The sequence below is a fragment of the Streptomyces caniferus genome (assembly GCF_009811555.1).
Lineage (GTDB): Bacteria > Actinomycetota > Actinomycetes > Streptomycetales > Streptomycetaceae > Streptomyces > Streptomyces caniferus.
Genome location: NZ_BLIN01000005.1, coordinates 2,926,338 through 2,951,028 on the forward strand (window position 1 = coordinate 2,926,338; position 24,691 = coordinate 2,951,028).

19 protein-coding genes are annotated in these 24,691 nt (G+C 71.8%); 5 read left to right on the plus strand and 14 right to left on the minus strand.

Translation table 11 applies throughout. The features are described 5' to 3' along the window. The first annotated feature begins 100 nt into the window (after positions 1-100). Positions 101-835 carry an MBL fold metallo-hydrolase gene (locus tag Scani_RS29470; protein WP_159480824.1) on the plus strand — a complete coding sequence of 245 codons (735 nt, stop codon included), beginning with the start codon at positions 101-103 and terminating at the stop codon, positions 833-835. A 65-nt stretch (positions 836-900) separates the two neighbouring features. Continuing rightward, positions 901-1,734 carry a DUF3097 domain-containing protein gene (locus Scani_RS29475; protein WP_159480825.1) on the plus strand — a complete coding sequence of 278 codons (834 nt, stop codon included), beginning with the start codon at positions 901-903 and terminating at the stop codon, positions 1,732-1,734. Here Scani_RS29475 and Scani_RS29480 read toward each other — a convergent pair. The 5 genes from Scani_RS29480 to lepA form a co-directional block, all read right to left on the minus strand. Further along, a complete protein-coding gene (locus tag Scani_RS29480; protein ID WP_159480826.1) occupies positions 1,712-2,329 on the minus strand; it encodes a Uma2 family endonuclease in 618 nt (205 codons plus the stop codon). The two genes, Scani_RS29475 and Scani_RS29480, sit on opposite strands and share 23 nt — an antisense overlap. A 100-nt stretch (positions 2,330-2,429) precedes the next feature. Continuing rightward, on the minus strand, positions 2,430-3,662 hold the full coding sequence (gene hemW, locus Scani_RS29485) for a radical SAM family heme chaperone HemW (RefSeq protein WP_159480827.1): 1,233 nt from the start codon (positions 3,660-3,662) through the stop codon (positions 2,430-2,432). A gap of 52 nt (positions 3,663-3,714) precedes the next feature. Beyond that, on the minus strand, positions 3,715-5,814 hold the full coding sequence (locus tag Scani_RS29490; protein ID WP_159480828.1) for an ATP-binding SpoIIE family protein phosphatase: 2,100 nt from the start codon (positions 5,812-5,814) through the stop codon (positions 3,715-3,717). A 286-nt stretch (positions 5,815-6,100) separates the two neighbouring features. After that, positions 6,101-7,990: an AMP-dependent synthetase/ligase gene (locus Scani_RS29495; protein WP_159480829.1), complete on the minus strand. Its 1,890-nt coding sequence runs from the start codon at positions 7,988-7,990 to the stop codon at positions 6,101-6,103. A gap of 518 nt (positions 7,991-8,508) precedes the next feature. Next, entirely contained in the window at positions 8,509-10,377 is a 1,869-nt protein-coding gene (gene lepA, locus Scani_RS29500; RefSeq protein WP_159480830.1) for a translation elongation factor 4, read from the minus strand. 397 nt (positions 10,378-10,774) lie between these two features. On the opposite strand from lepA, the gene rpsT reads away from it, so the two are divergent. Then, the gene (rpsT, locus tag Scani_RS29505; RefSeq protein WP_159480831.1) at positions 10,775-11,041 is read left to right on the plus strand and encodes a 30S ribosomal protein S20; all 267 of its coding nucleotides are present in this window, start codon (positions 10,775-10,777) and stop codon (positions 11,039-11,041) included. 1,048 nt (positions 11,042-12,089) lie between these two features. After that, the gene (locus Scani_RS29510) at positions 12,090-12,761 is read left to right on the plus strand and encodes a hypothetical protein (protein ID WP_159480832.1); all 672 of its coding nucleotides are present in this window, start codon (positions 12,090-12,092) and stop codon (positions 12,759-12,761) included. 466 nt (positions 12,762-13,227) lie between these two features. Here Scani_RS29510 and holA read toward each other — a convergent pair whose 3' ends face one another. Next, entirely contained in the window at positions 13,228-14,211 is a 984-nt protein-coding gene (holA, locus tag Scani_RS29515) for a DNA polymerase III subunit delta (RefSeq protein WP_159480833.1), read from the minus strand. A 117-nt stretch (positions 14,212-14,328) separates the two neighbouring features. Here holA and Scani_RS29520 point away from each other — a divergent pair, with 117 nt between their 5' ends. Next, the gene (locus Scani_RS29520; protein ID WP_159480834.1) at positions 14,329-14,595 is read left to right on the plus strand and encodes a hypothetical protein; all 267 of its coding nucleotides are present in this window, start codon (positions 14,329-14,331) and stop codon (positions 14,593-14,595) included. A 107-nt stretch (positions 14,596-14,702) separates the two neighbouring features. Here Scani_RS29520 and Scani_RS29525 read toward each other — a convergent pair whose 3' ends face one another. The 8 genes from Scani_RS29525 to Scani_RS29560 form a co-directional block, all read right to left on the minus strand. Then, on the minus strand, positions 14,703-15,497 hold the full coding sequence (locus tag Scani_RS29525) for an arylamine N-acetyltransferase family protein (RefSeq protein ID WP_159480835.1): 795 nt from the start codon (positions 15,495-15,497) through the stop codon (positions 14,703-14,705). Continuing rightward, positions 15,497-15,982 (minus strand): RrF2 family transcriptional regulator, encoded by a 486-nt coding sequence (locus tag Scani_RS29530; RefSeq protein WP_159480836.1) that lies wholly within the window; start codon positions 15,980-15,982, stop codon positions 15,497-15,499. Before Scani_RS29530 ends, Scani_RS29525 begins: the two co-directional genes overlap by 1 nt. A gap of 170 nt (positions 15,983-16,152) precedes the next feature. Continuing rightward, complete coding sequence (locus tag Scani_RS29535; protein ID WP_159480837.1) at positions 16,153-17,496, minus strand: MFS transporter; 1,344 nt, start codon at positions 17,494-17,496, stop codon at positions 16,153-16,155. Then, the gene (locus Scani_RS29540; protein WP_246296222.1) at positions 17,493-18,164 is read right to left on the minus strand and encodes a winged helix-turn-helix domain-containing protein; all 672 of its coding nucleotides are present in this window, start codon (positions 18,162-18,164) and stop codon (positions 17,493-17,495) included. Before Scani_RS29540 ends, Scani_RS29535 begins: the two co-directional genes overlap by 4 nt. Next, complete coding sequence (locus tag Scani_RS29545; RefSeq protein ID WP_308686595.1) at positions 18,136-21,276, minus strand: ComEC/Rec2 family competence protein; 3,141 nt, start codon at positions 21,274-21,276, stop codon at positions 18,136-18,138. The genes Scani_RS29540 and Scani_RS29545 overlap by 29 nt, the downstream gene beginning before the upstream one ends. After that, positions 21,273-22,214 (minus strand): ComEA family DNA-binding protein, encoded by a 942-nt coding sequence (locus Scani_RS29550; RefSeq protein WP_246296224.1) that lies wholly within the window; start codon positions 22,212-22,214, stop codon positions 21,273-21,275. Before Scani_RS29550 ends, Scani_RS29545 begins: the two co-directional genes overlap by 4 nt. 475 nt (positions 22,215-22,689) lie before the next feature. Next, entirely contained in the window at positions 22,690-23,535 is an 846-nt protein-coding gene (locus Scani_RS29555; protein WP_159480838.1) for a DegV family protein, read from the minus strand. Between the two features lie 262 nt (positions 23,536-23,797). Beyond that, the gene (locus Scani_RS29560; protein ID WP_159480839.1) at positions 23,798-24,589 is read right to left on the minus strand and encodes a hypothetical protein; all 792 of its coding nucleotides are present in this window, start codon (positions 24,587-24,589) and stop codon (positions 23,798-23,800) included. Between the last annotated feature and the right edge of the window lie 102 nt (positions 24,590-24,691).

The following is a 24,691-nucleotide window of genomic DNA, read 5'->3' on the forward strand; positions in this document are numbered from 1 at the left end:
GCACGGGCGCGGCAAGGGCGGCCGCGCGGAGTACTCACCCGATGACCGTGTTCGGTCGATCTGTCGGGCAACGCTATCGCGATGGCGCTAGCGTCTCGGTATGCGCACTACTTGGGAAGAGGCCGGTTGGGAACGACTCGGTGACGGTGTCGCCAGGCGCCGGATGCCGGGCTGGGACGAGACGATCGGGGTGATCGCGGGGAGCACCGGGGTCATGATCGTCGACACCGGTGCGACCCTGCGCGACGGTGCGGATCTGCGTCGCGCGATCCGCGGTGTGCTGGGCCGGGAAGTGACGCATGTCGCGCTCACCCATCCGCATTTCGATCATGTCCTGGGCACGGCCGTCTTCTCCGGCGTCGAGGTGTTCGGCGCGGCCGGCCTGGGTGAGCTGCTCCGGCGCGACAAGGACGAGCTGCGGCGGTCCGCGGTGCGCCACGGCGTCGGCGCGGACGCCGCGGCGGAGGCCGCCGATCTGCTCGTCGCCCCGCACCACCACGTGCACGGCCAGCTGACCGTCGAGCTCGGCGACCGGCAGGTGCTGCTCGCCAACGTCGGCCCGGGGCACACCGCCCACGATCTGGCCGTCCTGGTGCCGGGCCGGCACGGGGAACCGGAGATCGTCTTCTGCGGCGATCTGGTCGAGGAGTCCGGCGAGCCCCAGGCGGGCCACGACGCGCTCCCCCAGCAGTGGCCCGGCGCGCTGGACCGGCTGCTGGCCCTCGGCGGCGAGGACGCGCGGTACGTTCCCGGGCATGGCGCCGTGGTGGACGCCGGCTTCGTACGGGCCCAACGCGAGGCCCTGGCCGCCCGTTTCGGCGTCGCCCCCGCCTGATCACCGCCCACTTCGGCGTCGTCCCCTCCTGACCACCGCCCGCCCTCCCCGACGGAACAGGCCCCATGCAGAGCAAGCGCTACAGCCCCGACCTCACCCCCTCCTGGAAGAAGCAGCGGCCCGCTCCCGAGGTGCCCGCCGATCCCGATCTGGTCGTCGAGGAGGTCACCTCGGGCTTCTGCGGCGCCGTGATCCGCTGCGAGAAGACGGCGCAGGGCCCGACGGTCACCCTGGAGGACCGCTTCGGCAAGCACCGGGTCTTCCCCATGGAGCCGCGCGGCTTCCTCCTGGAGGGGCGGGTGGTCACGCTCGTACGCCCCCAGGGCAGGCCGGCGGCCACCGTTCCGGCGCGTACGGCATCGGGATCACTCGCCGTGCCCGGCGCCCGCGCACGGGTCGCCCGCGCCGGGCGCATCTATGTGGAGGGCCGGCACGACGCCGAGCTGGTCGAGCGGGTGTGGGGCGACGACCTGCGCATCGAGGGCGTGGTCGTGGAGTACCTGGAGGGCATCGACGACCTGCCCGCGATCGTCCGCGGCTTCGCCCCGGGGCCGGACGCCCGTCTCGGCGTCCTCGTCGACCATCTCGTCCCCGGCTCGAAGGAGTCGCGGATCGCGGCCGGGGTGACCGGGGAACATGCGCTGGTGGTGGGCCACCCCTACATCGACATCTGGGAGGCGGTGAAGCCGTCCTCGGTCGGGATCGCGGCCTGGCCGTCCGTCCCGCACGGCCAGGACTGGAAGACGGGGGTGTGCCGGGCGCTGGGCTGGCCGGAGAACACCGGCGCCGCCTGGCAGCGGATCCTGTCCTGTGTGCGCTCCTACAAGGACCTGGAACCGGCGCTGCTGGGGCGGGTGGAGGAGCTGATCGACTTCGTCACGGCCGGCGGTGCGGCCTGACGTTGGGGAGGGTGCCGAATTCGCTGGTGTCCAAGTCGACGTCGAGCAGCGCCAACGGCACGGATTCGCCGAATTTACCGATCCGCTGAGCCCGGTAGTCAGCCTCCTCACCGCTGCCGACAGGCTCGGTGAACAGGACACATTGAGCCATGATGGGGTCGACTACGAGGTAGGCGGGAATCCCTCCCGCCGCGTAGATCGAGCGCTTTACGCCGTAATCACGGTCGACGCTGTTCTTGGAGACGACCTCGACCAGCATCGTGATCAACTGAGCCGGCAGCAGCCGACCCGATTCCGGCCCCGCATCGCGCTCCAACACGACGAGGTCAGGCTGGGGCTCACTGGTCTCGCACAGCAGATCGATGTCCTGGGTCTGGAGACAGTCCCAGTTCTGGTCCGGGATCTGACGCAGAACCCTCAACACGATCCGGTTGTGGACCAAATCTGGCCCCGCCATCATCACGATTTCCCCCCGCAGAAGCTCCACCTTGAAGTCCTCGGGAACCTCCAGGCTCTCGAAGAACTTCACCATGTTGCTCGTGGTCGGCTCGATATCCACGTTGCCCGTGGTCGGTCGGTCATCCACAGCGGTCATCTCCGTGGTCCTCCACATCACGCCGCGTGCATTTGGCAGCAGCCTAGGGAGAGCGTAGGCAGGCGGGCACCGGACCCGCATCGGTTCACTCGTTCGAGCATCAGTCCACCAGATCCCGCACCACCGCGTCCGCCAGCAGCCGCCCCCGGAGCGTCAGCACGGCGCGCCCCGCCTCGTACGGCCCGGCCTCCAGCAGCCCGTCGGCCAGTGCTCGGGAGGCCGCCCGCGCCCCCGCCGGGGCGAGGATGTCCAGCGGGCAGCCGTCCGAGAGCCGCAGTTCCAGCAGGATGCGTTCGACGCGGCGGTCCTCGTCCGAGAGGAGTTCGCGGCCGGCGCCCGGGGAGCGGCCTTCGGTGAGGGCCTGGGCGTAGGCGCCGGGGTGTTTGACGTTCCACCAGCGGACGCCGCCGACGTGGCTGTGGGCGCCGGGGCCCGCGCCCCACCAGTCGGCGCCGGTCCAGTACAGCTCGTTGTGGCGGCAGCGGGCGGCGTCGGTGGTGGCCCAGTTGGAGACCTCGTACCAGGTGAAACCGGCAGCGGCGAGGCGTTCGTCGGCGATGAGGTAGCGGTCGGCGTGCACATCGTCGTCGGTCATCGGGACCTCGCCGCGGCGGATCCGGCGGGCCAGCTGCGTGCCCTCCTCGACGATCAGGGCGTAGGCGGAGACGTGGTCGGGGCCGGCCCCGATCGCGGCGTCCAGGGAGGCGCGCCAGTCGTCGTCGGTCTCGCCCGGGGTGCCGTAGATCAGATCGAGGTTGACGTGCGCGAAGCCGGCCGCGCGGGCCTCGGCGACACAGGCCTCGGGGCGGCCGGGGGTGTGCGTACGGTCGAGGATCTTCAGGACGTGCTGCCGGGCGCTCTGCATGCCGAAGGAGACCCGGTTGAAGCCGCCCGCCAGCAGCTCGTCGAGGTAGCGGGGGTCGACGGACTCCGGGTTCGCCTCGGTGGTGATCTCGGCGCCGGGCGCCAGGCCGAACTCCTCGCGGATCGCCGCCAGCATCCGGGCGAGGTCGGCGGCGGGCAGCAGGGTCGGGGTGCCGCCGCCGACGAAGACCGTCTCGACCGGGCGGGGGTCGTCGCCCAGCACCTTGCGGGCCAGCCGGATCTCGTCCACGACGGTGTCGGCGTAGTTGTCGCGGGAGGCCAGGGCGCCACCGGAACCGCGCAGCTCGCTCGCGGTGTAGGTGTTGAAGTCGCAGTAGCCGCAGCGGGTCGCGCAGTACGGCACATGCAGATAGAAGCCGAGGGGCCGGCCGGCGGCACCGGCCGGTGTATGACCGGGCAGCGCCCCGTCCTCGGGCATCGGCTCACCATCGGGCAGTGCGGAAGGCATGGGAACCATTGTCCGTCATGGCGGGGCGGTGCCGGTCCGGCCGCGGTGTGCCCTACGGCACCCCGGGCCCGGCCGCCTGGAGGACCAGCAGGGCCAGGTCGTCGTCGGGCGGGATCGGGCCGAAGGCGTGGACGGTGTTGCGGATGTGGTCGGCGAGGTCGGTGGCGCACAGGCCGACGCCCGCGGCGAGGGTGGTGGCCAGGCCGTCCTCGTCGTCGAAGAGCCGCCGTCCCGAGCGCCGCTCGGTCACCCCGTCGGTGACGCACAGAAGCGTTTCCCCGGGGCAGAGGTCGAACGATTCGCTGACGTACGCCGCGTCCTCCACCACTCCCAGCAGCATCTGCGGCGCCGCGACGACCCGGACCGTGCCATCGGCGCCCAGGACCAGCGGCAGGGGGTGGCCGGCGCTGGCGAGGGTGCAGCGGGCGCCACCGGAGCCGCCGGGGTACGGGACGATCTCGCCGTAGAGCAGGGACAGGAAGCGGGCCTGTTCGCCCTCCTCGCGGATCTCGACCGGGGCCTCCGCCCCCGCACCGGCCGCCGCGACCGCCGCCGCGACCGCGGCCACCGAGTCGGCCGCCTCCCGCGCCATGGTCTTGTTGAGCCGGTCGAGCACCGCGGCCACCCCGAAGCCGTCCCGGGCCAGCAGCCGCAGCACCGGGCGGGCCAGCCCCGTCACCGCGGCCGCCTCGGGCCCGCTGCCGCAGACATCGCCGAGGGCGAAGCACCAGCGGCCGTCCCCGGCGTCGAAGAGGTCCCAGAAGTCGCCGCCCGCCCAGGCACCCTCACGCGGCTCGTAGACCACCGCCGACTCCACGCCGGGCACCTGCGCCCGCCCGCGCGGCAGCAGCCTGCGCTGCAGGACCTGGCTGATGCGCTCCTGGCGGCTGTAGGCGCGGGCGGTGGCGACGGCGCGGGCGACCCGGCGGCCCAGGTCCTCGATCAGGCCGACCACCTCGTCGGGGAAGCGCAGCAGTCCGCCCCGGCCGAGCAGCAGGGTGCCGAGCCGGCGGCCGCCGGCAACCAGGGGGCAGGCGAGTGCGGCGCCCCCCGGCCCGTAACCGCCCGGCTCGTACGGCCAGGGCCAGGGGACCGCGCCGGGCGCACCGCTGGGCGAGCCGCCGGCCGGGGTGTCCGGCGGCTGCTTCTCCAGGGCCGTGCGCAGTGCGTCGATCCGGCTCTCGGAGGTGTGCCAGACGCGGGCGAGCCGCTGTTCCTCGCCGTCCGGCGCGATGCCCCGGCCGGGCGCGCCGCTGTCGCCGTCGTAGAGCCACACCGCGCACCATTCGGCGAGCCGCGGCACGATCAACTGGGCGGCGAGCGCGGCGACCTGATCGGCGTCGAGCTGGCCGGAGAGCAGGTCGGAGGCCTCGGCGAGGAAGGAGAGGGCGCCATTGGCGGCCCGGTCGGCCTCGTGGTCCGGCGGGCCGGACCGGCGCGGCGCCGGGGCGAGGAGCTCGGCGGCCCGCAGTCCGCGCTGCAGCAACGGGCCGTCGAAGGCAGGCTCCGTATCGGGCCCGGTGCCGTCCCGGGCGCCCAGGGGCAGCCGGAACCAGACGGTCTTCATGGCCCGGCGGTAGGTGACGCCCCAGGATTCGGCGACGGCGCTGATCAACTGGAGCCCGTGGCCGCCGTTCTCGGAGGCGGCGCTGTCCTCGTGGGCGCGGACCGGCTGGGTGGGGTGGTGGTCGGAGACCTCGACGACCAGGCCGGGGCCGGGGGCGGCGTCGAGGCCCGCGCCGGGGGCGTGCGCGGACGGCGCCGGGTACGACTCCCCGCTCCGGCCCTCGCAGGACTCCGCGCCCGGCTCGCGCTCCGGCTCCAGCCGGCAGCGCAGCTCGACGGTGGTGCCCGCATGCACCACCGCGTTCGTCACCAACTCGCTGACCAGCAGCACCGCTTCGTCCGCGACCCGGCCGGCCAGGCTCTCCGCGCCGGGCAGCGCCTGGTCGGCCCAGTCGGCGAAAGCGGCCCGGACGAACCGTCGGGCGGCGGCAGCGGCCTGCGGATCACCGGGCAGGCTGGCCCGGCGGGAACGGGCCGCGACCCCCTCGGCAGGCCCGGCCGCGGGTCCGCCACGGGACCCTCCCGGCCTCGGCATGCGCGTCGCCATGACGTCGTCGTCCCGTGGAGACGAGGTGGTCGTCCGCATTGAGCAACTCCCGAGCAGCTCCGCTACAGCGCCGGATGCGCCAACGACAGAGTGACAGAACGAGCGCAGACATAAGCACTGAGTCACAGAAGTGCGTGGTCACAGCGGCCAATTCGGCTGACGCGCCGCGGGAGTTGGCCGATGCGTGCCAAGCGCTGCCCAGGGGCCCCGTACGGACACTTTCCGGTGCGGCCGCGGTTCCGTCCGGCGGCCGCCGCCACCCGTACGGGCGCGGCGGTACGGGGCGCGCCGATCCGGCCCGCCCCGTACCGCCGCGTTCGTGCGGCTACGCCTCGCGCGTCCCCGCGTACATCTCGTCGAGCAGGTCCTTGAACGCCCGCTCCACCACCGGCCGCTTGACCTTGAGGCTGGGGGTCACCTCGCCGTGCTCGATGTCCAGGTCACGCGGCAGCAGCCGGAACTTGCGGATCTGCTGCCAGCGCTGCAGCCCCTCGTTGACCCGCTCCACATAGCCGTCGATCAGCTCGCGGGCCTGGTCGGTCGCGACGACCTCGGCATACGTCTTGCCCGCCAGGCCGTGCTCCGCGGCCCAGGTCAGGATCGTCGGCTCGTCGAGGGCGATCAGCGCGGTGCAGAAGTTCCGGTTGGCGCCGTGCACCAGCACATTGGAGACGAACGGGCAGACCGCCTTGAACTGGCCCTCGACCTCGGCGGGCGCGATGTACTTGCCGCCCGAGGTCTTGATCAGGTCCTTCTTGCGGTCGGTGATCCGCAGGTACCCGTCCGGGGAGAGCTCGCCGATGTCGCCGGTGTGGAACCAGCCGTCCGCCTCCAGGACTTCGGCGGTCTTGTCCGGCAGGCCGTGGTAGCCCTGCATGATGCCGGGGCCGCGCAGCAGGATCTCGCCGTCCTCGGCGATCCGCACCTCGGTGCCGGGCAGCGGCTTGCCGACCGTGCCGGTGCGGTAGGCCTCACCGGGGTTGACGAAGCTGGCGGCGCTGGACTCCGTCAGGCCGTAGCCCTCCAGGATGTGGATGCCGGCGCCGGAGAAGAAGTAGCCGATCTCCGGTGAGAGCGCGGCCGAGCCGGAGACCGCGGCGCGCAGCCGGCCGCCGAACGCGTCCCGCAGCTTGGCGTAGACGAGCGCATCGGCGATCTTGTGCTTGGCGCCGAGCGCGAACGGCACCGAGGCGTTGCCCGTGCGGCGGAAGTTGTCCTGCGAGACCTTGGCGTACTCGCGGGCCACCTCGGCCGCCCACTGGAAGATCTTGTACTTGGCGCCGCCGCCCTGCCGGGCCTTGGCCGCGACCCCGTTGTAGACCTTCTCGAAGATCCGCGGCACGGCCGCCATGTACGTGGGCCGGACGACCGGCAGATTCTCGATGATCTTGTCGACCCGGCCGTCGACCGCGATCACATGGCCGGCCGCGATCTGGCCCGCGGTGAGCACCTTGCCGAAGACGTGCGCCAGCGGCAGCCAGAGGTACTGCACGTCCTCCTCGGTGACCATGCCGGTCGCCGGAATCGCCCGCGCCATGTACGCCCAGCAGTCGTGCGGCAGCTGCACGCCCTTGGGGCGGCCGGTGGTCCCGGAGGTGTAGATCAGCGTCGCCAGCTGGTCGGCGCGCAGCGCGGCGACCCGCTCCTGGACACACTCCGGATGGTCCTCCAGATAGGCGGTGCCGCGCTTCTCCAGCTCGGCCAGGGTGAGCACCCAGCCCTCCGGATCGCCCTCGACGGGCTCCGCGCCCGCCTCGTCGATGACGACGACATGCGCCAGGTCGGGCAGCTCGGCGCGCCGCTCACGCGCCTTGGCGAGCTGGCCGGCGTCCTCCGCGATCAGCACCCGGCTGCCGGAGTCGGCCAGGATGTAGGCGGTCTCCTCGGCGTTGGTGCTGGGGTAGACCGTGGTGGTGGCGGCGCCGGAGCAGAGCACGCCGAGGTCGGCGAAAATCCACTCGACACGGGTGTTGGCGGCCAGCGCCACCCGTTCTTCGGGCAGTATGCCCAGCGCCATGAGCCCGGCGGCCACGGCGTAGACGCGCTCCGCGGCCTGGGCCCAGCTGATCGCCTTCCAGTCGTCCGCCCCCTGTCCGGAGGCCGGCCGGACCGGATAGCGATAGGCCTCGATATCAGGCGTGGCCGCGACCCGTTCCAGGAAGAGATGCGCCACGGAAGGCGGCCGGTTTTCGATCAGCGTGTGGGTGTCCGTCACGGCGTCCTCCGGGGCCCGCTTCGATGCTGGTGACTCGCGAGTAACCTTTGAGCAGTGATCAGACTAGAGCGCGATGCGCCCACACGTAAGGGGCTACGGCCGACTGGTTAAGGATGTGACCAGTGCGATAGGTGTACGTAGCACACGCTATGCCCGATAGGGGGCCGCCGCCGATCGCCCGCGCTGGACCGCACCTGGCCGCACGGGGCCCGACCACAGGGGACCGCGGCCCGTCCGTACGGACCGCGGCCGGATCGCGCCGGCTCGCACCGGACCGGCCCGAGTGGGCGGGATCACACCGCCGACCTGCCGCCCCGGGCGTCGCGCTCCGCACGCACCCCCCGGTTGAGCTGGGACAAACCGGCAGGGCGCCGCCCCCCCCCTGTCCGGGGACCGGCGCCCTGCGCCTGTCGGGCGGCCGCTCCGGCCCGGCGGCTGCCGAGCGCTGCGGGCGGCTTCCGGGGGCGGCCTCCGCGGACGGCTCCCGCGGGCGACGCGCCCCTTCTCCCTGCTGCGTCCTATTTCTTTTTCGCGTCGCCGTCGTCCGAGGACAGCACCGCGATGAAGGCCTCCTGCGGGACCTCCACGCTGCCGACCATCTTCATCCGCTTCTTGCCTTCCTTCTGCTTCTCCAGCAGCTTCCGCTTACGGGAGATGTCACCGCCGTAGCACTTGGCGAGGACGTCCTTGCGGATGGCGCGGACCGTCTCTCGGGCGATGACCCGGCTGCCGATGGCGGCCTGGATCGGCACCTCGAAGCTCTGCCGCGGAATCAGCTCGCGCAGCTTGGCGACCAGCCGCACGCCGTACGCGTACGCCTTGTCCTTGTGGCAGATCGCGGAGAACGCGTCGACCTTGTCGCCGTGCAGCAGGATGTCGACCTTCACCAGGTCGGCGACCTGCTCGCCGGTGGGCTCGTAGTCCAGCGAGGCGTAGCCACGGGTCTTGGACTTGAGCTGGTCGAAGAAGTCGAAGACGACCTCGGCGAGCGGCAGCGTGTAGCGGATCTCGACGCGGTCCTCGGAGAGGTAGTCCATGCCGAGGAGGTTGCCGCGGCGGGTCTGGCACAGCTCCATGATCGCGCCGATGAACTCGCTCGGCGCCAGGATCGTGGCCCGGACGACCGGCTCGTGCACCCTGTCGATCTTGCCCGTCGGGAACTCGCTCGGGTTGGTGACCTCGTGCTCGGCCCCGTCCTCCATGTCGACGCGGTAGACCACGTTCGGCGCGGTGGCGATCAGTTCGAGGCCGAACTCGCGCTCCAGGCGCTCGCGGATGACCTCCAGGTGGAGCAGGCCCAGGAAGCCGACGCGGAAGCCGAAGCCCAGGGCCGCGGAGGTCTCGGGCTCGTAGACGAGCGCGGCATCGTTGAGCTGCAGCTTGTCGAGGGCTTCGCGCAGCTCGGGGTAGTCGGAGCCGTCCAGCGGATACAGCCCCGAGAACACCATCGGCTTGGGGTCCTTGTAGCCGCCCAGCGGCACATCGGCACCCTTGGTGAGCTGGGTGATCGTGTCACCCACCTTGGACTGGCGGACATCCTTCACGCCGGTGATCAGGTAGCCCACCTCGCCGACGGACAGTCCGTCGGACGCCTTCATCTCCGGGGAGTTCGTGCCGATCTCCAGGAGCTCGTGAGCGGCGCCGGTCGACATCATCCTGATGCGCTCGCGCTTGCTGAGCGTGCCGTCGACGACCTTCACGTAGGTCACGACACCGCGGTAGGCGTCGTAGACCGAGTCGAAGATCATCGCGCGGGCGGGGGCGTCCTTGACACCGACCGGGGCCGGCACCTCACGGACGACCTTGTCCAGCAGCTCGGCCACGCCGACGCCGGTCTTGGCGGAGACCCGCAGCACGTCCTCGGGCTCGCAGCCGACCAGATTGGCCAGCTCGGCGGCGAACTTCTCGGGCTGGGCGGCCGGCAGGTCGATCTTGTTGAGGACGGGGATGATCGTGAGGTCGTGCTCCATCGCCAGGTACAGGTTGGCGAGGGTCTGGGCCTCGATGCCCTGAGCGGCGTCGACGAGGAGGATGCAGCCCTCGCACGCGGCGAGCGAGCGCGAGACCTCGTAGGTGAAGTCGACGTGGCCCGGGGTGTCGATCATGTTCAGGATGTGGGTCGTGCCACTTCCTTCTTCACCCTCGGTGGGGTCCCAGGGCAGCCGGACCGCCTGGGACTTGATCGTGATGCCGCGCTCGCGCTCGATGTCCATGCGGTCGAGGTACTGCGCGCGCATCTGCCGCTGGTCGACGACACCGGTGAGCTGGAGCATCCGGTCGGCGAGCGTCGACTTGCCGTGGTCGATGTGCGCGATGATGCAGAAGTTACGGAGGAGGGCCGGATCGGTACGGCTCGGCTCCGGCACGTTCGTAGGGGTCGCGGGCACGCAGGGTCCATTCAGTGAACGCGGGTAGGCGGGACTCGGGTATGTGACGTCTCCCCCATCGTCCCATGAGCGAGGGGCTCGGTCCGGTTTGGGCGGGGCGAGGTGGGGTTCGGGGGCTTCGGGCGGGGCGCTGCGGGGGTCGGAGACGGGCTGGGGGCGGGGCCGGGGGCGGGGGCTGGTCCGGACGAGGGCCCGGGCGCGGCCGGGCCGTGGATCCGGCGGTGAGCGGGCAGGGGGCCGGGGCGCGGCCGGGCAGTGGCCGCAAGGGCGGCCGGGCGGTGGTCCGGTCCGGTTTGGGAGGCCGTAGACCCTGCTGGTAGCCTGGTCCACTGCGCTTCGTGCCCTCTCTAGTGCGCGGCGCAACTCGAAACTCCAACGAACCTGAAAAGGCTCTTTCGTGGCGAACATCAAGTCCCAGATGAAGCGGATCAAGACCAACGAGAAGGCTCGTCAGCGCAACAAGGCTGTCAAGTCCACTCTGAAGACCGCGATCCGTCGCACCCGCGAGGCCGTGGAGGCCGGTGACCTGCAGAAGGCCACCACCGCCCAGGCCGAGGCTGCCAAGAAGCTCGACAAGGCAGTCAGCAAGGGTGTCATCCACAAGAACGCCGCCGCCAACAAGAAGTCGGCGCTGGCCAAGAAGGTCTCGGCCCTCAAGGCCTGACCTTCCTCCCGGAGCGGATCATCGCCTGACCAGGCCTGATCCTCACTCCACCGCAAGACCTGCAGTACCTCCGTCGACAGGGATCCAGCGGCCCCTCTCTCCGCTCCCTGATCGGTGCACCACCGCGCCGCACACGGCCTGCGTTCGCCACGCGGGTGCGGCGCACCCGGCCCACTCGGCGTTCACCGCCGACCAAGCCACAACAGCTTGATACGAAGGCCCCGCTTCCCCCCTTCCCCAGGGGCGAAGCGGGGCCTTCTTTCGTGGGCGGGCGGAGGCTGCGGGTGGGGGTGGCGGGCGCTGCGGGTGGGGGTGGCGGGGGTTGCTTCGTGGCCTTCCGCCGTGGGCCTTCGCTGTGGGCTTTCACCGTGCGTTTTCACTGCGTGATTCGGTGCGCGATTCGCTGTGGTGATTCGGTGTGGTGATTCCTTACGGAGATTCGGTGCGGTGACTCGTTGCGGTGGTGTGTGGCCGTGATTCGTTGTGGGTGGCTTTGCGTGGGGCTTTGGGGGCGAGGGCTTTTGCAGGGGCCTTTGTGATGCGGTGACGTGTGTAGTCCTATGGGAATTCAGGGCGGCTCTGTTGCGGAGAAGGCCCGTGGGGGATTCCGTTGCCACGGCGTTCCGTTGTCGCGCATTCGATTGAGCGACTTCTGGGCTCTGGCATGGGGCAGAGGCCACGTGGAGCCATGGGGCAGAGGTCGCGTGGGCTTGTGGATGGGGCAGGTGGGGGCCGTACCACGGTCTGCTCGCCGTCGGAAAATTCGGTCCGCAGAGCCGGGTTCGCTTTCCGCGCGGTCCGCTACGCTGCGGCCATGTCACATTCGGGGGACCAAAACAATCCGTACGCCCAGCCGCAGCCCAACCCATACGGCCCGGTGCCCGCACAGCAGAATCCGGCACTCCCACAGCAGAATCCCTACGCACAACAGCCCATTCCGCAGGGGCAGGCCGGGGGATACGGCTATCCGGCATCCGGCGTACCCGCCCCTCCCCCTGGGCCACCCGCCGGGGCACCCCTATCGGCACCCGGTGGCGCGAGCCGTGGGATGTCCGGCTGGCTCTGGGCCCTCGGCGGCGTGGTCGCCGCGTCCGCGATCTGGGGCTCGGTGTTGTTCGCCACGGGGGGCTTCTCCTCCGAGCCCAGCCCCGACCTCGCGGGCTACGCCTACACCGGCGATCTGTGCGCGGACACCTCGATGACGCCCTTCGAGAACGCCCACTTCAAGGCCAAGGCGAACACCGGAACCGCCTCGAAGGACGCCAACCCGCAGCACAGCGGCGCCCAGCTCACCTCCCTGGACACGATGACGTGCAACGTCTCGTTCGAGCAGGACGGCGCAAGCAGCTCCGCCTACTCCTCGACCTGGCTCTACAACACCGCCACGCTGCACCGGAAGACCGACCCGGCTCCGGAGTTCGCCGACGGCTACCGCTCGTACGAGAAGCAGGACACCTCCGTCGGCTACCGGGTCGAGGCCGTGCCGGGACTCGGCGACGAGGCCTATCTGGTGACCCGCAAGGACGAGGGCGGCACGAGCAGCGGCTCGTATGTGATCCTCGGCGTCCGGGACGGCTGGATGACCTACCAGTCGACGTGGTCGAGCTATGCGTCGAGCAGCGGCAGCAGCAAGCAGCCCACGGCCACCGAGGTGGCCACGATGCTGAAGACCAGCGCCACCGAAACACTCAAACGACTGCAGAACTCACGGTCCCGGTGAGGCCGGCTGCCCGGCCCGGGGTAGCGGCGGACCTCAGGGAAAGGTGTGCCGCACCGACGGTCGGCCTTCGTGGCCGGTGTCCGTCGTAAGGGGTTGGAGGTGGAGGCGGTTGGCCTTCGTGCCCGGTGACTGCTGTATGGGTCGGCCGTGGAGGCGGGGGCCCGGAGGCGGTTGGCCTTCGTGACCCGGTAACTGCCGTACGGGTCGGCCGTGGAGGCGGGAGCCCGGAGGCGATTGGCCTTCGTGACGGCAGCCGTCCGTCTGTCATGACGGTCGGGCCGCCGCCACGGATCGCCCACCCGTCCGCCTGGGGCGCCCGTGCCGGTTGGCCGGCGTGACGGCCGGCCATCCTGCCCGTTGGCCGTCATCACGGGCCGACTGTCCTGCCCCTTGTTCGCTTCGACAGCGGCGCTGGATGACGGCTGAACCCACCGTCCGAGCCCAGGCGGCCCGCCGAGCTACCGCTTCACCGGGAGCGAGCCGCCCGGGCAATCGCCACGACGGCCTTCTCCAGGGCATACCCAGGATCGTCCCCGCCGCCCTTCACCCCCGCGTCGGCCGCCGCGACCGCGCGCAGCGCCGTGGCCACGCCGTCCGCCGACCAACCGCGCATCTGCTGGCGTACCCGGTCGATCTTCCAGGGCGGCATACCCAGATCGCGGGCGAGGTCGCCAGGGCGGGCGCCGCGCGGGGCGGAGGCCAGTTTGCCGATGGCGCGGACGCCTTGGGCGAGTGCACTCGTGATCATGACGGGGGCGACACCGGTGGCGATCGCCCAGCGCAGAGCCTCCAGCGCCTCGGCGGCCCGGCCCTCGACGGCACGGTCCGCGACGGTGAAGCTGGACGCCTCGGCCCGGCCCGTGTAGTAGCGCGCGACGACGGCCTCGTCGATGGTGCCTTCGACATCGGCGGCGAGCTGCGAACAGGCCGAGGCCAGCTCACGCAGATCGCTGCCGATCGCATCGACCAGCGACTGACAGGCCTCGGGCGTCGCCGAACGCCCGGTCGCACGGAATTCGCCCCGCACAAAGGCCAGCCGGTCGGCCGGCTTGGTCATCTTGGGGCAGGCCACTTCCCGCGCCCCGGCCTTACGGGCGGCGTCCAGCAGGCCCTTCCCCTTGGCGCCGCCGGCGTGCAGCAGCACCAGCGTGATCTCCTCGGCGGGCGAGCCGAGATACGCCTTGACGTCCTTGATGGTGTCCGCGGAGAGATCGTGGGCGGCGCGCACCACGACGACCTTGCGCTCGGCGAAGAGCGAGGGGCTGGTCAGCTCAGCCAAGGTGCCGGGCTGGAGCTGTTCGGGAGTGAGGTCGCGCACATCGGTGTCCGCGTCCGCCGCCCGGGCAGCCGCCACCACCTGCTGCACCGCACGGTCCAGCAGCAGGTCTTCCTGGCCCACCGCGATCGTGACGGGGGCGAGCGGATCGTCTTGAGCTGTCTTCCTGGCCATCGCGTCCAGCATCCCACGCCCCACTGACAGCCCGGCCCGGCCCGCACGGGCCCTGCCGGACCGGAACACCCTCCCCCTGCCGGACCGGAGCCCTCTCCTCTGTCGGACAATGGCCGGGTGAACGACGCTGCCCCACACCCACCACACGTACGGCATGTACTGGTACTGCCCGACCGCGACGCCGCGGAGGAGGTGGCCGAGGCCCTGACCGAACGCTTCGGTGTCGCCGAGGAGCCCCAGCTCGTACGGGACGCCCTGGCCGGTGAGGACGACGCCGAGGACGCCCAGTGGCTCGTGGTGGTCGAAGACCCGGACGCCGCCCACGACCCGGCGCGGCTGCACGACCTCGCGGCGGAGCACGAGGGCTGGCGCGAGGCGGAGTAGCGACCGGCCCCGGGCTGGCGCGAGGCCTAGTGACAACGGACCGGGCCGAGCGACAACGGACCGCGCCGAGTGACGACGAACCGCGGATGCCGCGGTCCTCGACGCCGCTACCGGGTGCCCGTACCCCGCCCCGCCTCGCCGACCTCGGGCTCCCGCTGCAGAACAATCCCGAAGTGCTCCCGATAGACGGCGAGAACCTCGTCCTCACCCACCTGACGCTCATCCCGTGCACCATCCGCCCCGGTGGTCACGAGCGTACGTCCGGAGAGCGTGACCCGACCTTTCCCGGTCAGCCGTGAGCAGACCAGGGACTGGGTGAAGGGCGACTTGGGTGACGTCTGGTGCCACCAGCACCCGACCTCGAAGTCCGCATGGGCACGCGGACGTTGTTCGAGCCGGTACTGCGGTTCGCCGTCCCTCAGGATGTCGAGGTCGCCCTCACTCGTCTGCTCGATCCGGAACACCCCGCTGGGGTCGGCCTGCTCCTCACGGCTGTCCCAGCGCAGCGGATAGTGGCTGTTCCTGCCGAAGCCGACGTCCGCGAGCCATGGTCCGTTCGGCGTCTGCACGCGCAGTGCGAGGTGGTCGTACGGAATCCCCAGCCCGTCGGGGCCGAACACGCGGGCCGAGAGCAGCTCGACCTCGTAGCCAAGCGCCCTCAGGAGCAGGGCGAAAGCGCCGTTGAGCTCGTAACAGAAGCCGCCCCGCCGGGCGCGCACGATCTTGTCCAGCAGCGGCTGTTCCGCGAGCACGATCTCTTCGCCGAGATGGATGGAGAGGTTCTCGAAGGGGACGGAGTGCAGATGGCTGAGGTGCAGCCCACGCAGCGCCTCGGCGTCGGGAGACGCAGGGCGGGCGGCACCGATCCGGGCGAGGTAGGCGTCAGCGGCAGTGGCGTCCATCAGGCGGAGGTCCTTTCCGAGGAGAACCAGCGGCGGGTCCGTTCCACCGCTGAGGCGGGCGTGGCGGCGATCACGTCGGCAATGGTCTGGGCGGCCAGCTCACGCCGCCAGGCCAGCTCGGCCCTGCGCATCGCCGTGGAGATGCCGCACGGACGTCCGTACTCCCTCCCGGAGGCCTCGGCGCCGGCTCCCCGCTGCCGGATCTCCGCACACCGAAAGGCGTCCTCGGTGCCCTCGATCGCGGCGACGACGTCCATGAGGGTGATCCGTTCCGGCGGCCGCGCCAACTGGAATCCGCCCCGCGCGCCAGGGGTGGAGCTCAGGATCCCGGCCCGGACCAGCGCCTGCAGCCGCTTGTTCAAGTAGGCCGCAGGCAACTCGAACGAAGCCGCCAGCCGAGCGGTCGACACCGGCCCTTCCCCATCGAGCCAGGCCAGCGTCACACAGCAGTGCAAGCCCCACTCGACCCCTTCACTCATCCTCATAATCTGGAGTCTACAGATCCCGGTTTAAGCGAGCTTCCGTACGGTGCCCAGCCTGACCGGCCTTGCCTGCGCGAACGATCAGCCCTCCTCCACGGCACCACTCTGCCCCTCTCCTCCCGTCCGCTGAGCCGTTCGACGTCGACGAGTCCACACGGTCCGTCGTTCACCGCCTATGTGGCTTCTCCGGCGCGTTCCGGAAGGCTCGCGGAAGGGGCGAGGCCCGGCTCAGGTTGCGGCTCCTGCCCCGTTGCGGCGCCTGGAAGGGTGCGTATTCGAGGGACGGGCGAGGGCAGCAGCCAGAGGAGGCAGAGGGTCGCACCGGCGGTGGCGATCCAGAGGGTAGGGCGCAGCCCCAGAACCGTGCCGAGCGCACCACCGGCCATGGCCCCCAGGGGGCGGAAGCCGTAGTTCAGGGTGCGGGACGCACCGGCTACGCGGGAGCGCAAGGCGTCCGGTATCAGCGCCGCGAGCAGCGAGCCGGAGGAGATGTCGACGAGCATCACGCCGACGCTGGACAGGAATTCGGCGAGGAAGAGCAGCGCGACGACGAGCGGAGTGGCGCCGCCGGCAAGCGGAACGAGCAGGAGCGGCACGGTGAATCCGGCATAGCCGAGGAGGATGGCTGGGCCGATACCGATACCGCGCACCACACGGCCCGCGGTCGCCGCGCCAATGAGACCGCCGATCGCGCCGCTTCCCAGAACCACACCCAACAATGCCGGCTGCAGGCCGAGTTCGGTGGTGGCGTAGAACACGAAGAGGGTGTGGAACATGAGGTTGAAGAACTGCACCGTGCCGGAGGCGGCGCACATGACGCGCACGGTGGGATGCCGTAGCGCCCAGCGCACCCCCTCGGTGAGATAGCCCTTGGCCGATGGCGCGGACGGTGGTTCGACCGGCGCGATGCGCGCCAGCAGCGCGGCGGAGTACAGAAAGGTCAGCGCATCGGCGAGCAGCGCCAGGGGCACGGCGAGCACCTGGACGAGCAGGCCACCCGCGCCGGGCCCGCTGACGAAGGCCATCGCTCGACTGCCGTTGAGCAGGGAATTCCCCGCGACAAAGCGGCTCTTGGGGACGAGTGAGACGAAGAGCGTCGCATTGCAGATGTCGAAGACGACGGCGCACGCGCCGACCGCGAAGGCGACGGCGTAGAGCTGGGCGAGGGTGAGCACACCCACGACGTAGGCGACGGGCAGAGAAACGATCAGCAACGCGCGCAGCAGATCGGCAGCGATCATGATCCGGCGTCGTCGGGACCGCCGGTCGATCCAGGCGCCTGCGGGCAGACTCAGCAGCAGGGCGGGGAGCAGTTCCGCGGTCTTGAGAAGGCCCATCTCTGCGGCGTCGGCCCCCAGGACGATCACGGCGACGAGCGGGATGGCGATCAGGGAGATCTGATCGCCGATGAGGGAGACGACCTGAGCCGACCAGTAGCGGCGGAACGCGCTCTCCCGTAAGAGGACGGGAATCCGGGCCCGTAAGAGGATGGGAATCCGGGCCGTCGGCGGACTCATGAGGTCCCGCCGTCGGCCGGGGTGGGGGCCTCGGTCACAGCTACGTCGTTGGCGGAGGAGCCGCCCGCGGTCGCAGCACCATCTCCCGCCGCAGGTCTGCCTCCGATGGAGCCCGCGCCGCGCCCCGTACCTTTGCCCCCGGCGCCAGATCCGCTGCCGCTCCGCGCCTCGGTGTGACGGACGAAGGCGACCCGCAGGAAGCTCACCAGCCGTGCATCGGTAGGCCGGGACCCCGGGTCCTGCAGCCGCGCCGTATACGGACTGAGCAACTCCGTCAGCTGTTCGCTGATTTCGGTGAGTTCGTCAGCGGTGAGATAGAGCGAGACGTCGCCGTACTGCTCCGCCTGCTGCCATGCGCGGGGCAGGGAGGGCCGTTGCTCCAAGGCGTGCGTCATCTTGGCGAAGTAGTTCTCGGCGAGCGCGATGTTCAGGGCCGCGGAGGCCTCGGCGACCTCGGGATCGTCCGAGTACTCCGGCCAGCCCGTGAACTGCGCGGTCGCCCGCCACGGCTTCTCCCGCCCCCGCCCGCCCTCGGCCACCTCCACCAGGTCGTACTTGGCGAGCATCCGCAGGTGGTACGAGCAACTGGCGACCGACTCCCCCGTCAGCTCGGCCGCGCGGGTAGCGGTGAGCGGACCTTCACGGCGCAGCAGCCCGACCAGCTCCATGCGGGTGGGATGGGCATAGGCCCGCAGCGCACGCGGATCGGAGAGCTGCGTGCAGTCGGCGAACGGATTCGACTGCGGCTGCAGTTCGCCGACCGCGTCGGGCCGCTCCGGCTCGGACTGCTGGGACCGTTCCGACCTCTTGGACATGAAGTAAAGATAACTTTAGAAAGATTCCTTTACAAGAGTCGGGACGGTGCCGTTGGGGGCGGAGGCGACGTCCGATCCGGTGGTTGACGGCAGGGAGGCCACGGGTATCGATCCGTGCGCGTCGGCGGCCGGGCCTGCGCAGTGCAGGTCGGCGGGCAGGAGCTCGACGACTGCCGGCGAGACGGCGGCCGGTTGGACGGCGGCCTGCTGGGCGGGGCCGGGTTCGTCGGTCGTTGGACGGGCGGGTCTTGGTCCGGTGGCCGTTGACCGTTGCCGAGAGTCTGGCCGTGGTGCCCAGGACCGCGATGGCTCCGTCGGTGTCCGTTCGCAGTACCCGGGCGCCCTGGGCACGCAGCGCCGCGATGGTGCGGGGTGCCGGATGGCCGTACGGGTTGTCGGTGCCGCAGGAGATCAACGCGAGGCGCGGCGCCAGCCGATGCAGGAGGGGCGGGTCCTGGTAGGCGGAGCCGTGGTGCGCCACTTTCAGGACATCGACGCCGCCCAGCTCCGGGTGCGCCGCCAACAGTGCGCGCTGTGCGGGTGGTTCGAGGTCCCCCAGCAGCAGGAGGGTCAACCCGCCCGTGTGGACGAGCAAGGTCACGCTGGCGTCGTTGGGGCCGTCCAGGGCATCGGCAGTGATCGGTGGGCTGCCGGGGACGGCGGGGATGTCGGAGTCGGCGGGGATGTCGGGGCCGGGGAGGGTGGGCGGAGCCGGCGGCCAGAGGACCTCCCAGGTGAGGGGGCCCAGGTGGCGCCGCTCCCCCGGTACGGCGCGGACGACCGGCACGCGCGCAGCCGCAGCCGTACTGCGTACGAACTGGGCCTGGCCCGGGGGATCTTGCAGGGTCGTGGTCTCGATCGCACCGATCGCACGGCCGCGGAGCGCCCCCGGGAGCCCGTCCACATGGTCCGCGTGGAAGTGCGTCAGGACCAGGAGCGGGATACGGCGGATCCCCAGGTCGGTGAGGCAGCGGTCGATGGCGTGGGGCTCGGGCCCGGTGTCCACCACCAGCGCCGTACCGTCCCCGGCTGCCAGCACCAGACCGTCGCCCTGCCCCACGTCGCAGACCACGGCCCGCCACCCCGGCGGCGGCCAGCCGGTGAGGACCCGTGTGAACGGGGCGGGGCGCCATACCGCCAGGATCACGGCCAGCACACACAGCACGCACAGCCAGGGGCGGCGGATCACCCTGCGGACGACCGGTACCAAGGCCGCCATGGCGGCCGCCAGCATCAGCCCTCCGGTCCAGCCGTCCGGCCACTCGAACTCCGCCCCCGGCAGCGCCGCCCCCGTACGGGCGACGCCGGCGATCCACTCGGCCGGCCAGCCCGCGCACCACGCCAGCACCTGGGCGACCGGCAACGCGACCGGGGCGGCGGCGAGGGCCGCGAAGCCCAGCACCGTCGCGGGGGCCACGGCCACCTCGGCCAGCAGGTTGCAGGGCACCGCGACCAGGCCCACCCGGGCCGCCAGCACGGCGACCACCGGCGCACAGACCGCCTGGGCGGCGGCCGCGGCGGCGATCACCTCGGCGATCCGGGGCGGCACCCGGCGCCGTTGGAGTGCGGCGCTCCAGCGTGGCGCGAGGAGCAGCAGGGCGCCGGTCGCCAGGACGGACAGCAGGAAGCCATAGCTACGGGCGAGCCAAGGGTCGTAGAGCACCAGCAGCAGGACCGCGGCGGCGAGCGCGGGGAGCAGCGAGCGACGGCGGCCGGTCCCGATCGCCAGCAGTGTGATCAGGCCGCAGGCGGCGGCCCGCAGCACGCTCGGGTCCGGGCGGCACACCACGATGAAGGCGAGGGCAAGCGCGCCGCCGATGAGGGCCGTGCCGCGCAAGGACAGGCCCAGGCGCGGCGCCAGCCCCCGGCGCTCGGCACGCGTCGCGAGATAGGGCGGTCCGATCAGCAGGGCGAGCACAATTGTCAGATTGCTGCCGGAAACGGCCAGCAGATGCGTCAGATCGGTGGCCCGAAAGGCGTCGTCGAGATCCGGCGGCACGCGTGAGGTGTCCCCCACCACGAGTCCGGGCAACAGCGCACGGGCATCGGGACGCAGCCCGTCGGTGGCCTCCCGCAACCCGGCACGCAGGTGTCCCGCCAGCCGCTGGAGGGGGGACGGAGCGCCGACCTCGGCCGGCGGCGCGTCGGCGGTGACCCGGAGCACGGCGGCAATCTGATCCGCCGACGACAGTGGCGGTGCGGCGCGCGCCACCACCCGGATACGCGTCGACGGCAGCAGCGCGCGCCAGGCCCGCGAGAGGTTCTCACGAGCTTCGGTGCCACGAGCTTTGGAGCCACGCCCCTCGGGGCCGCTTCCCTTGGGGCCACGCTCTTCGCCTCCCCCTCCGCGCTGCTGCACGATCACCAGCACCGGGGTGCGTACGGCGGTGACCACTCCGTCCGGCTCCGCGACCCGGACGGCATCAGCCGTGAACACCAGTACTGGGGGCGTCCGTTGCGACCCCCGCACCTTGGGCCGGGTCAGTCGTGGATCGCCGCTCACCACCAGCTCCGCCGTGACCCCCGCCGCATAGTGCTCCGCCAGGGCCGGCAGCGGTCCGCGCCGTACGTCCGACGCATGCAGCGCCGCCGACGCGGCTCCCGCCACGGCACACAGCAGCACCGCGGCCAAGGCCAGGAAGGCGCCTGCGGACCAGCGGCGGGGAGCGCGGGGGCGGGGCGGCTCCCGTCGGGCGGCGCCGGTCCGCTCCTCCCCTTCCGGAGCACGCTGCTCCGCCCGACGTCGGACCACAGCCGTCCGCCACGCGGCCAGCGCGAGCGCTACGGCCACGCCGCAGACCACCGCCACTCTTCCGCCGGGGGCGCCCAGGCTGATCACCGCGCCCGCCCAGGCGGCCAGCGCGGGCGCGACCAGCCGCAGGTCGGCCGGGCCCTCTTGGTGCGGGTCCGAGGCACCGTGGGGCGACGCCGCCGTGGCGTGCACGGTGGAGCGGGCCTCGGTCATGGCTGCACCAGGGGGCGCAGGTCGGCGAAGCGGCGGTCACCGATGCCGGTCACCTGGCGGAGCTGGTCCACCGAGGTGAACCCGCCGTGCTGGGTGCGGAATTCGATGATGTGACGGGCCAGGACGGGCCCCACCCCGGGGAGGGAGTCGAGCTGCTGCTCGGTCGCCGTGCTGAGACTGACCGGACCGGCCGGGCCGCCTCCGGCACCCGGTGGCCCGCTTCCCGACCCGCCGGCCCCCGCGCCAGCAGGACCGGCAGCTCCCCCGCTGCCGGACGCGCCCCCGGCCCCGGCCCCGGCTCCTGCCCCGCCGACCACGATCTGTTCGCCGTCGGTCAGCAGGCGTGCCCGGTTCAGCCCACTGGTGCTCGCTCCGCGCAGCACCCCGCCCGCGGCCTGCAGGGCATCGATCACCCGCGACCCTGGCGGCATCCGGTGAATTCCCGGGTCCCGGACCTTGCCGGTGACGTCGACGACCAGCTGCCGCCCCGCACCGCCCGGTGGACCGTGCGCCGTTGCGGCGGCGGAGGACGAGGGCAGTGACGGTGAGCGTGGCGCACGGTCGGCCGCCGCCGCGGACCGTTCGGCCGCCGGTGCCCGTACCGGCTCGGGCCGACCGGACCAGAAGTGCTGCACGGCGAATCCCACAGCCAGCACGAGCACCAGGACCAGGGCGGCGAGCGCCTTCGGGTCGGTGCCGCACCGTAACTGCACCCAGAGCGGCAGCCGTTCGCGCACCGCGAACCACATCCGCTCCCGTCGACGCGGCCCCGGCGGATCGTGTCCCGGGGGCAGCGGACCGCCCCCGGCCGCGGCCACCGCACCCGCACCCGCACCCGCACCCGCACCCGCACCCGCGTCACCGAAGATCGCCGCCACCCGATCCCGCACCCGCTCGCGCTCCCACTCCCGCCGCTCCGCCCCACCGGCTGGAGCCACGGCCCCAGAGGAATCCGAGGGCCGAGAGAAACCAGGGGAACCAGAGGGCCCAGTGCGGCCCAAGAGACCCGGCGAAGCAGAAGGACCGGACAGATCGGAGTGAGCAGCGGAACCGGCATGGCCAGAGCGACCGGACAGCGCCGACCCCACCCCCGAGCCCGACGCCCCAGAAGCCACCCCCGACCCCGAGTCCCCAGAGGCCTCAGAAGCCGCCAAGCCAAAGGAGCCCCCCGGAGACGTCAGCGCCGGCAGCCCCGATGAAGCCAACGGGACGGAAGGAGCCGACACAGCCGGAGGGGCCGAAGAAGCCCAAGAGCCCGGATAAGCCGAAGAAGACACCCACGCAGATCGAGAAGAGTTCATACCGATCGACGCTAGGCACCTCGCGCAGATCCCGCCGATCGGCCGCAATTCCGGTGGATGGATCCCCAGTTGTGGATAACTCCGTCACCCACAGGGCACCCCACCGCCCCTCTCACCGCGACGAAATCACGACCCCCAACAGCCCCGGACCCGTATGCGCCCCGATCACCGCGCCCACCTCGCTCACCAGTAGCTCGTGGAGCCCCGGCACCCGCTCCCGGAGCCGCTGGGCCAGGGCATCCGCGCGCTCCGCCGCGTCGAGATGGTGGACCGCGATATCGACCTGGCTCTCGCCCGCCCGCTCCGCGGCGATCTCCTCGAGCCGTGCGATGGCTTTGGACGCCGTACGGACCTTCTCCAGCAGTTCGATCCGCCCGTCGGCCAGTTGGAGGAGCGGTTTGACGGCGAGCGCGGAGCCGAGCAGCGCCTGGGCCGCGCCGATCCGTCCGCCCCGGCGCAGATAGTCGAGGGTGTCGACGTAGAAGTAGGCGGAGGTGGCCGCGGCACGCTTCTCCGCGGCGGCCACGGCTTCGTCGATGGTCCCGCCCGCCTCCGCCGTCTCCGCGGCGGCGAGGGCGCAGAAGCCGAGGGCCATGGCGACCATCCCGGTGTCCACGACGTGTACGGGTACCGGCGCCTCCCGGGCCGCCAGCACTGCCGCGTCGTACGTACCGGAGATCTCCGAGGACAGGTGGAGCGAGACGATGCCGGTCGCACCGGCCGCCGCGACCTTGCGGTACGTGTCCGCGAACATCGTGGGGCTGGGCCGGGAGGTCGTCACGGGCCGGCGCTTCTGAAGCGCCTGGGCGACGGATCTCGCGGAGATCTCGGTGCCCTCTTCCAGGGCCTGGTCCCCCAGGACGACGGTCAGCGGAACGGCCGTGATGCGGTGACGCTCGACGGCCGACCGCGGCAAGTAGGCCGTGGAATCGGTGACGATCGCGACATGGCGGGACATGACTGGGAGGTTATCCGGGGATCCGGATGCCGCACAGTGCGGGCCCCTCCCCAAGATCTTCCAGGTTTCCCCAAGCCTCTGCCAAGAGGGCATCGGAGGGCGCCGCCCCTGCTCCTGGACACGCGCGGCATCACCACGCGCCCGGCTCGGCGTTCCTGCTTCTCCCGGGGGCCCCGCCCCGCCCCCCACCACCCCTCCCCCTCCCCCTCGAACCTCCTTCGAGGTTCTACGGGCGAGGTTCTTCGGCCGACGCTCTACGGCCTCACGTAGGTGTGCCCTCCGTCCGGCGGGGTGCCTTCTGCCACGGGTAGGACGGCTGGGTGTGCGGGTCACGGGCGGTGATCGCCGGCGGGTCCTCCGGAGCCGGGGCTCCGGAGCGGCCGCCCTCGGCCGTAGAACGGCCCGCCGGGGCGCCGGCGGCGTCCTGGGCGCCACCGGCGGCGCGCGCCCGTGACGGCGCGTCCGCGGGCGGCTGTACGGGCTCCCGCAGCGGGTCCGTGGCGTCGTCGACCCGGGTCCAGTGGCGCAGCGCCCCGGCCTCGACGTCGATCTGGTCGCTCAGCGACGCCAGATCGACGTCCGCGAACTTGCGGGCGCGGTCGCGGGCGGCCCAGCGCAGCGACTCCGCGGAGTGCGTGATCTGTTCCAAGCGCTCCCGGAGCTCGGGGAGGCGGGTGGCGATGGTGGCCCGGTCGGGCTCCCGTTCGAGCCGCCTGAGCTCGTCGTCGAGCTCATGGCCGTGGGCGCTCAGCCGCTCGAAGAGCCCGATCGCCTCGCTGAGGGACGCGTCGTCGGAGGAAGCGCCGTAGAGCGCTTCCTGGGTGGCGCGCATGGACGTACGCAGCGAGAGCCGCAGCTGTGCGAGTTCGCCGACCACGCCGGGCTGGGCGAACTGCCGGGCGCGGAGGCTGGTGTCCTCGACGGTTCGGCGGGCCTGGGCGACCGTACGGTCGACGCCGCGCTTGGCCGCCTTCACCGCCTTGACCGTGACGAACACCCCTGCCAGGACGAACAGCACAAACAGCAGCCCGAGGATGGCGACAGCAGCTTCCATGGGCTCTCCCCAACGTGTCGGCGGCGCCGGTTGTCCGCCCGCGCCCTGTACCTCCACGGTAAACGGCTCGGGCAGGTCACGGGTTCCTGACGAACCCCCAAC

Excerpts from the sequence above, each read along its gene's own strand:
- Scani_RS29470 (WP_159480824.1), top strand. The coding sequence starts at position 101 with ATGCGCACTACTTGGGAAGAGGCCGGTTGGGAACGACTCGGTGACGGT.
- Scani_RS29475 (WP_159480825.1), top strand. The coding sequence starts at position 901 with ATGCAGAGCAAGCGCTACAGCCCCGACCTCACCCCCTCCTGGAAGAAG.
- Scani_RS29480 (WP_159480826.1), bottom strand. The coding sequence starts at position 2,329 with ATGACCGCTGTGGATGACCGACCGACCACGGGCAACGTGGATATCGAG.
- hemW (WP_159480827.1), bottom strand. The coding sequence starts at position 3,662 with ATGCCTTCCGCACTGCCCGATGGTGAGCCGATGCCCGAGGACGGGGCG.
- Scani_RS29490 (WP_159480828.1), bottom strand. The coding sequence starts at position 5,814 with ATGCGGACGACCACCTCGTCTCCACGGGACGACGACGTCATGGCGACG.
- Scani_RS29510 (WP_159480832.1), top strand. The coding sequence starts at position 12,090 with ATGTCCGGCTGGCTCTGGGCCCTCGGCGGCGTGGTCGCCGCGTCCGCG.
- holA (WP_159480833.1), bottom strand. The coding sequence starts at position 14,211 with ATGGCCAGGAAGACAGCTCAAGACGATCCGCTCGCCCCCGTCACGATC.
- Scani_RS29525 (WP_159480835.1), bottom strand. The coding sequence starts at position 15,497 with ATGGACGCCACTGCCGCTGACGCCTACCTCGCCCGGATCGGTGCCGCC.
- Scani_RS29530 (WP_159480836.1), bottom strand. The coding sequence starts at position 15,982 with ATGAGGATGAGTGAAGGGGTCGAGTGGGGCTTGCACTGCTGTGTGACG.
- Scani_RS29535 (WP_159480837.1), bottom strand. The coding sequence starts at position 17,496 with ATGAGTCCGCCGACGGCCCGGATTCCCATCCTCTTACGGGCCCGGATT.
- Scani_RS29540 (WP_246296222.1), bottom strand. The coding sequence starts at position 18,164 with ATGGAGCTGGTCGGGCTGCTGCGCCGTGAAGGTCCGCTCACCGCTACC.
- Scani_RS29545 (WP_308686595.1), bottom strand. The coding sequence starts at position 21,276 with ATGACCGAGGCCCGCTCCACCGTGCACGCCACGGCGGCGTCGCCCCAC.
- Scani_RS29555 (WP_159480838.1), bottom strand. The coding sequence starts at position 23,535 with ATGTCCCGCCATGTCGCGATCGTCACCGATTCCACGGCCTACTTGCCG.
- Scani_RS29560 (WP_159480839.1), bottom strand. The coding sequence starts at position 24,589 with ATGGAAGCTGCTGTCGCCATCCTCGGGCTGCTGTTTGTGCTGTTCGTC.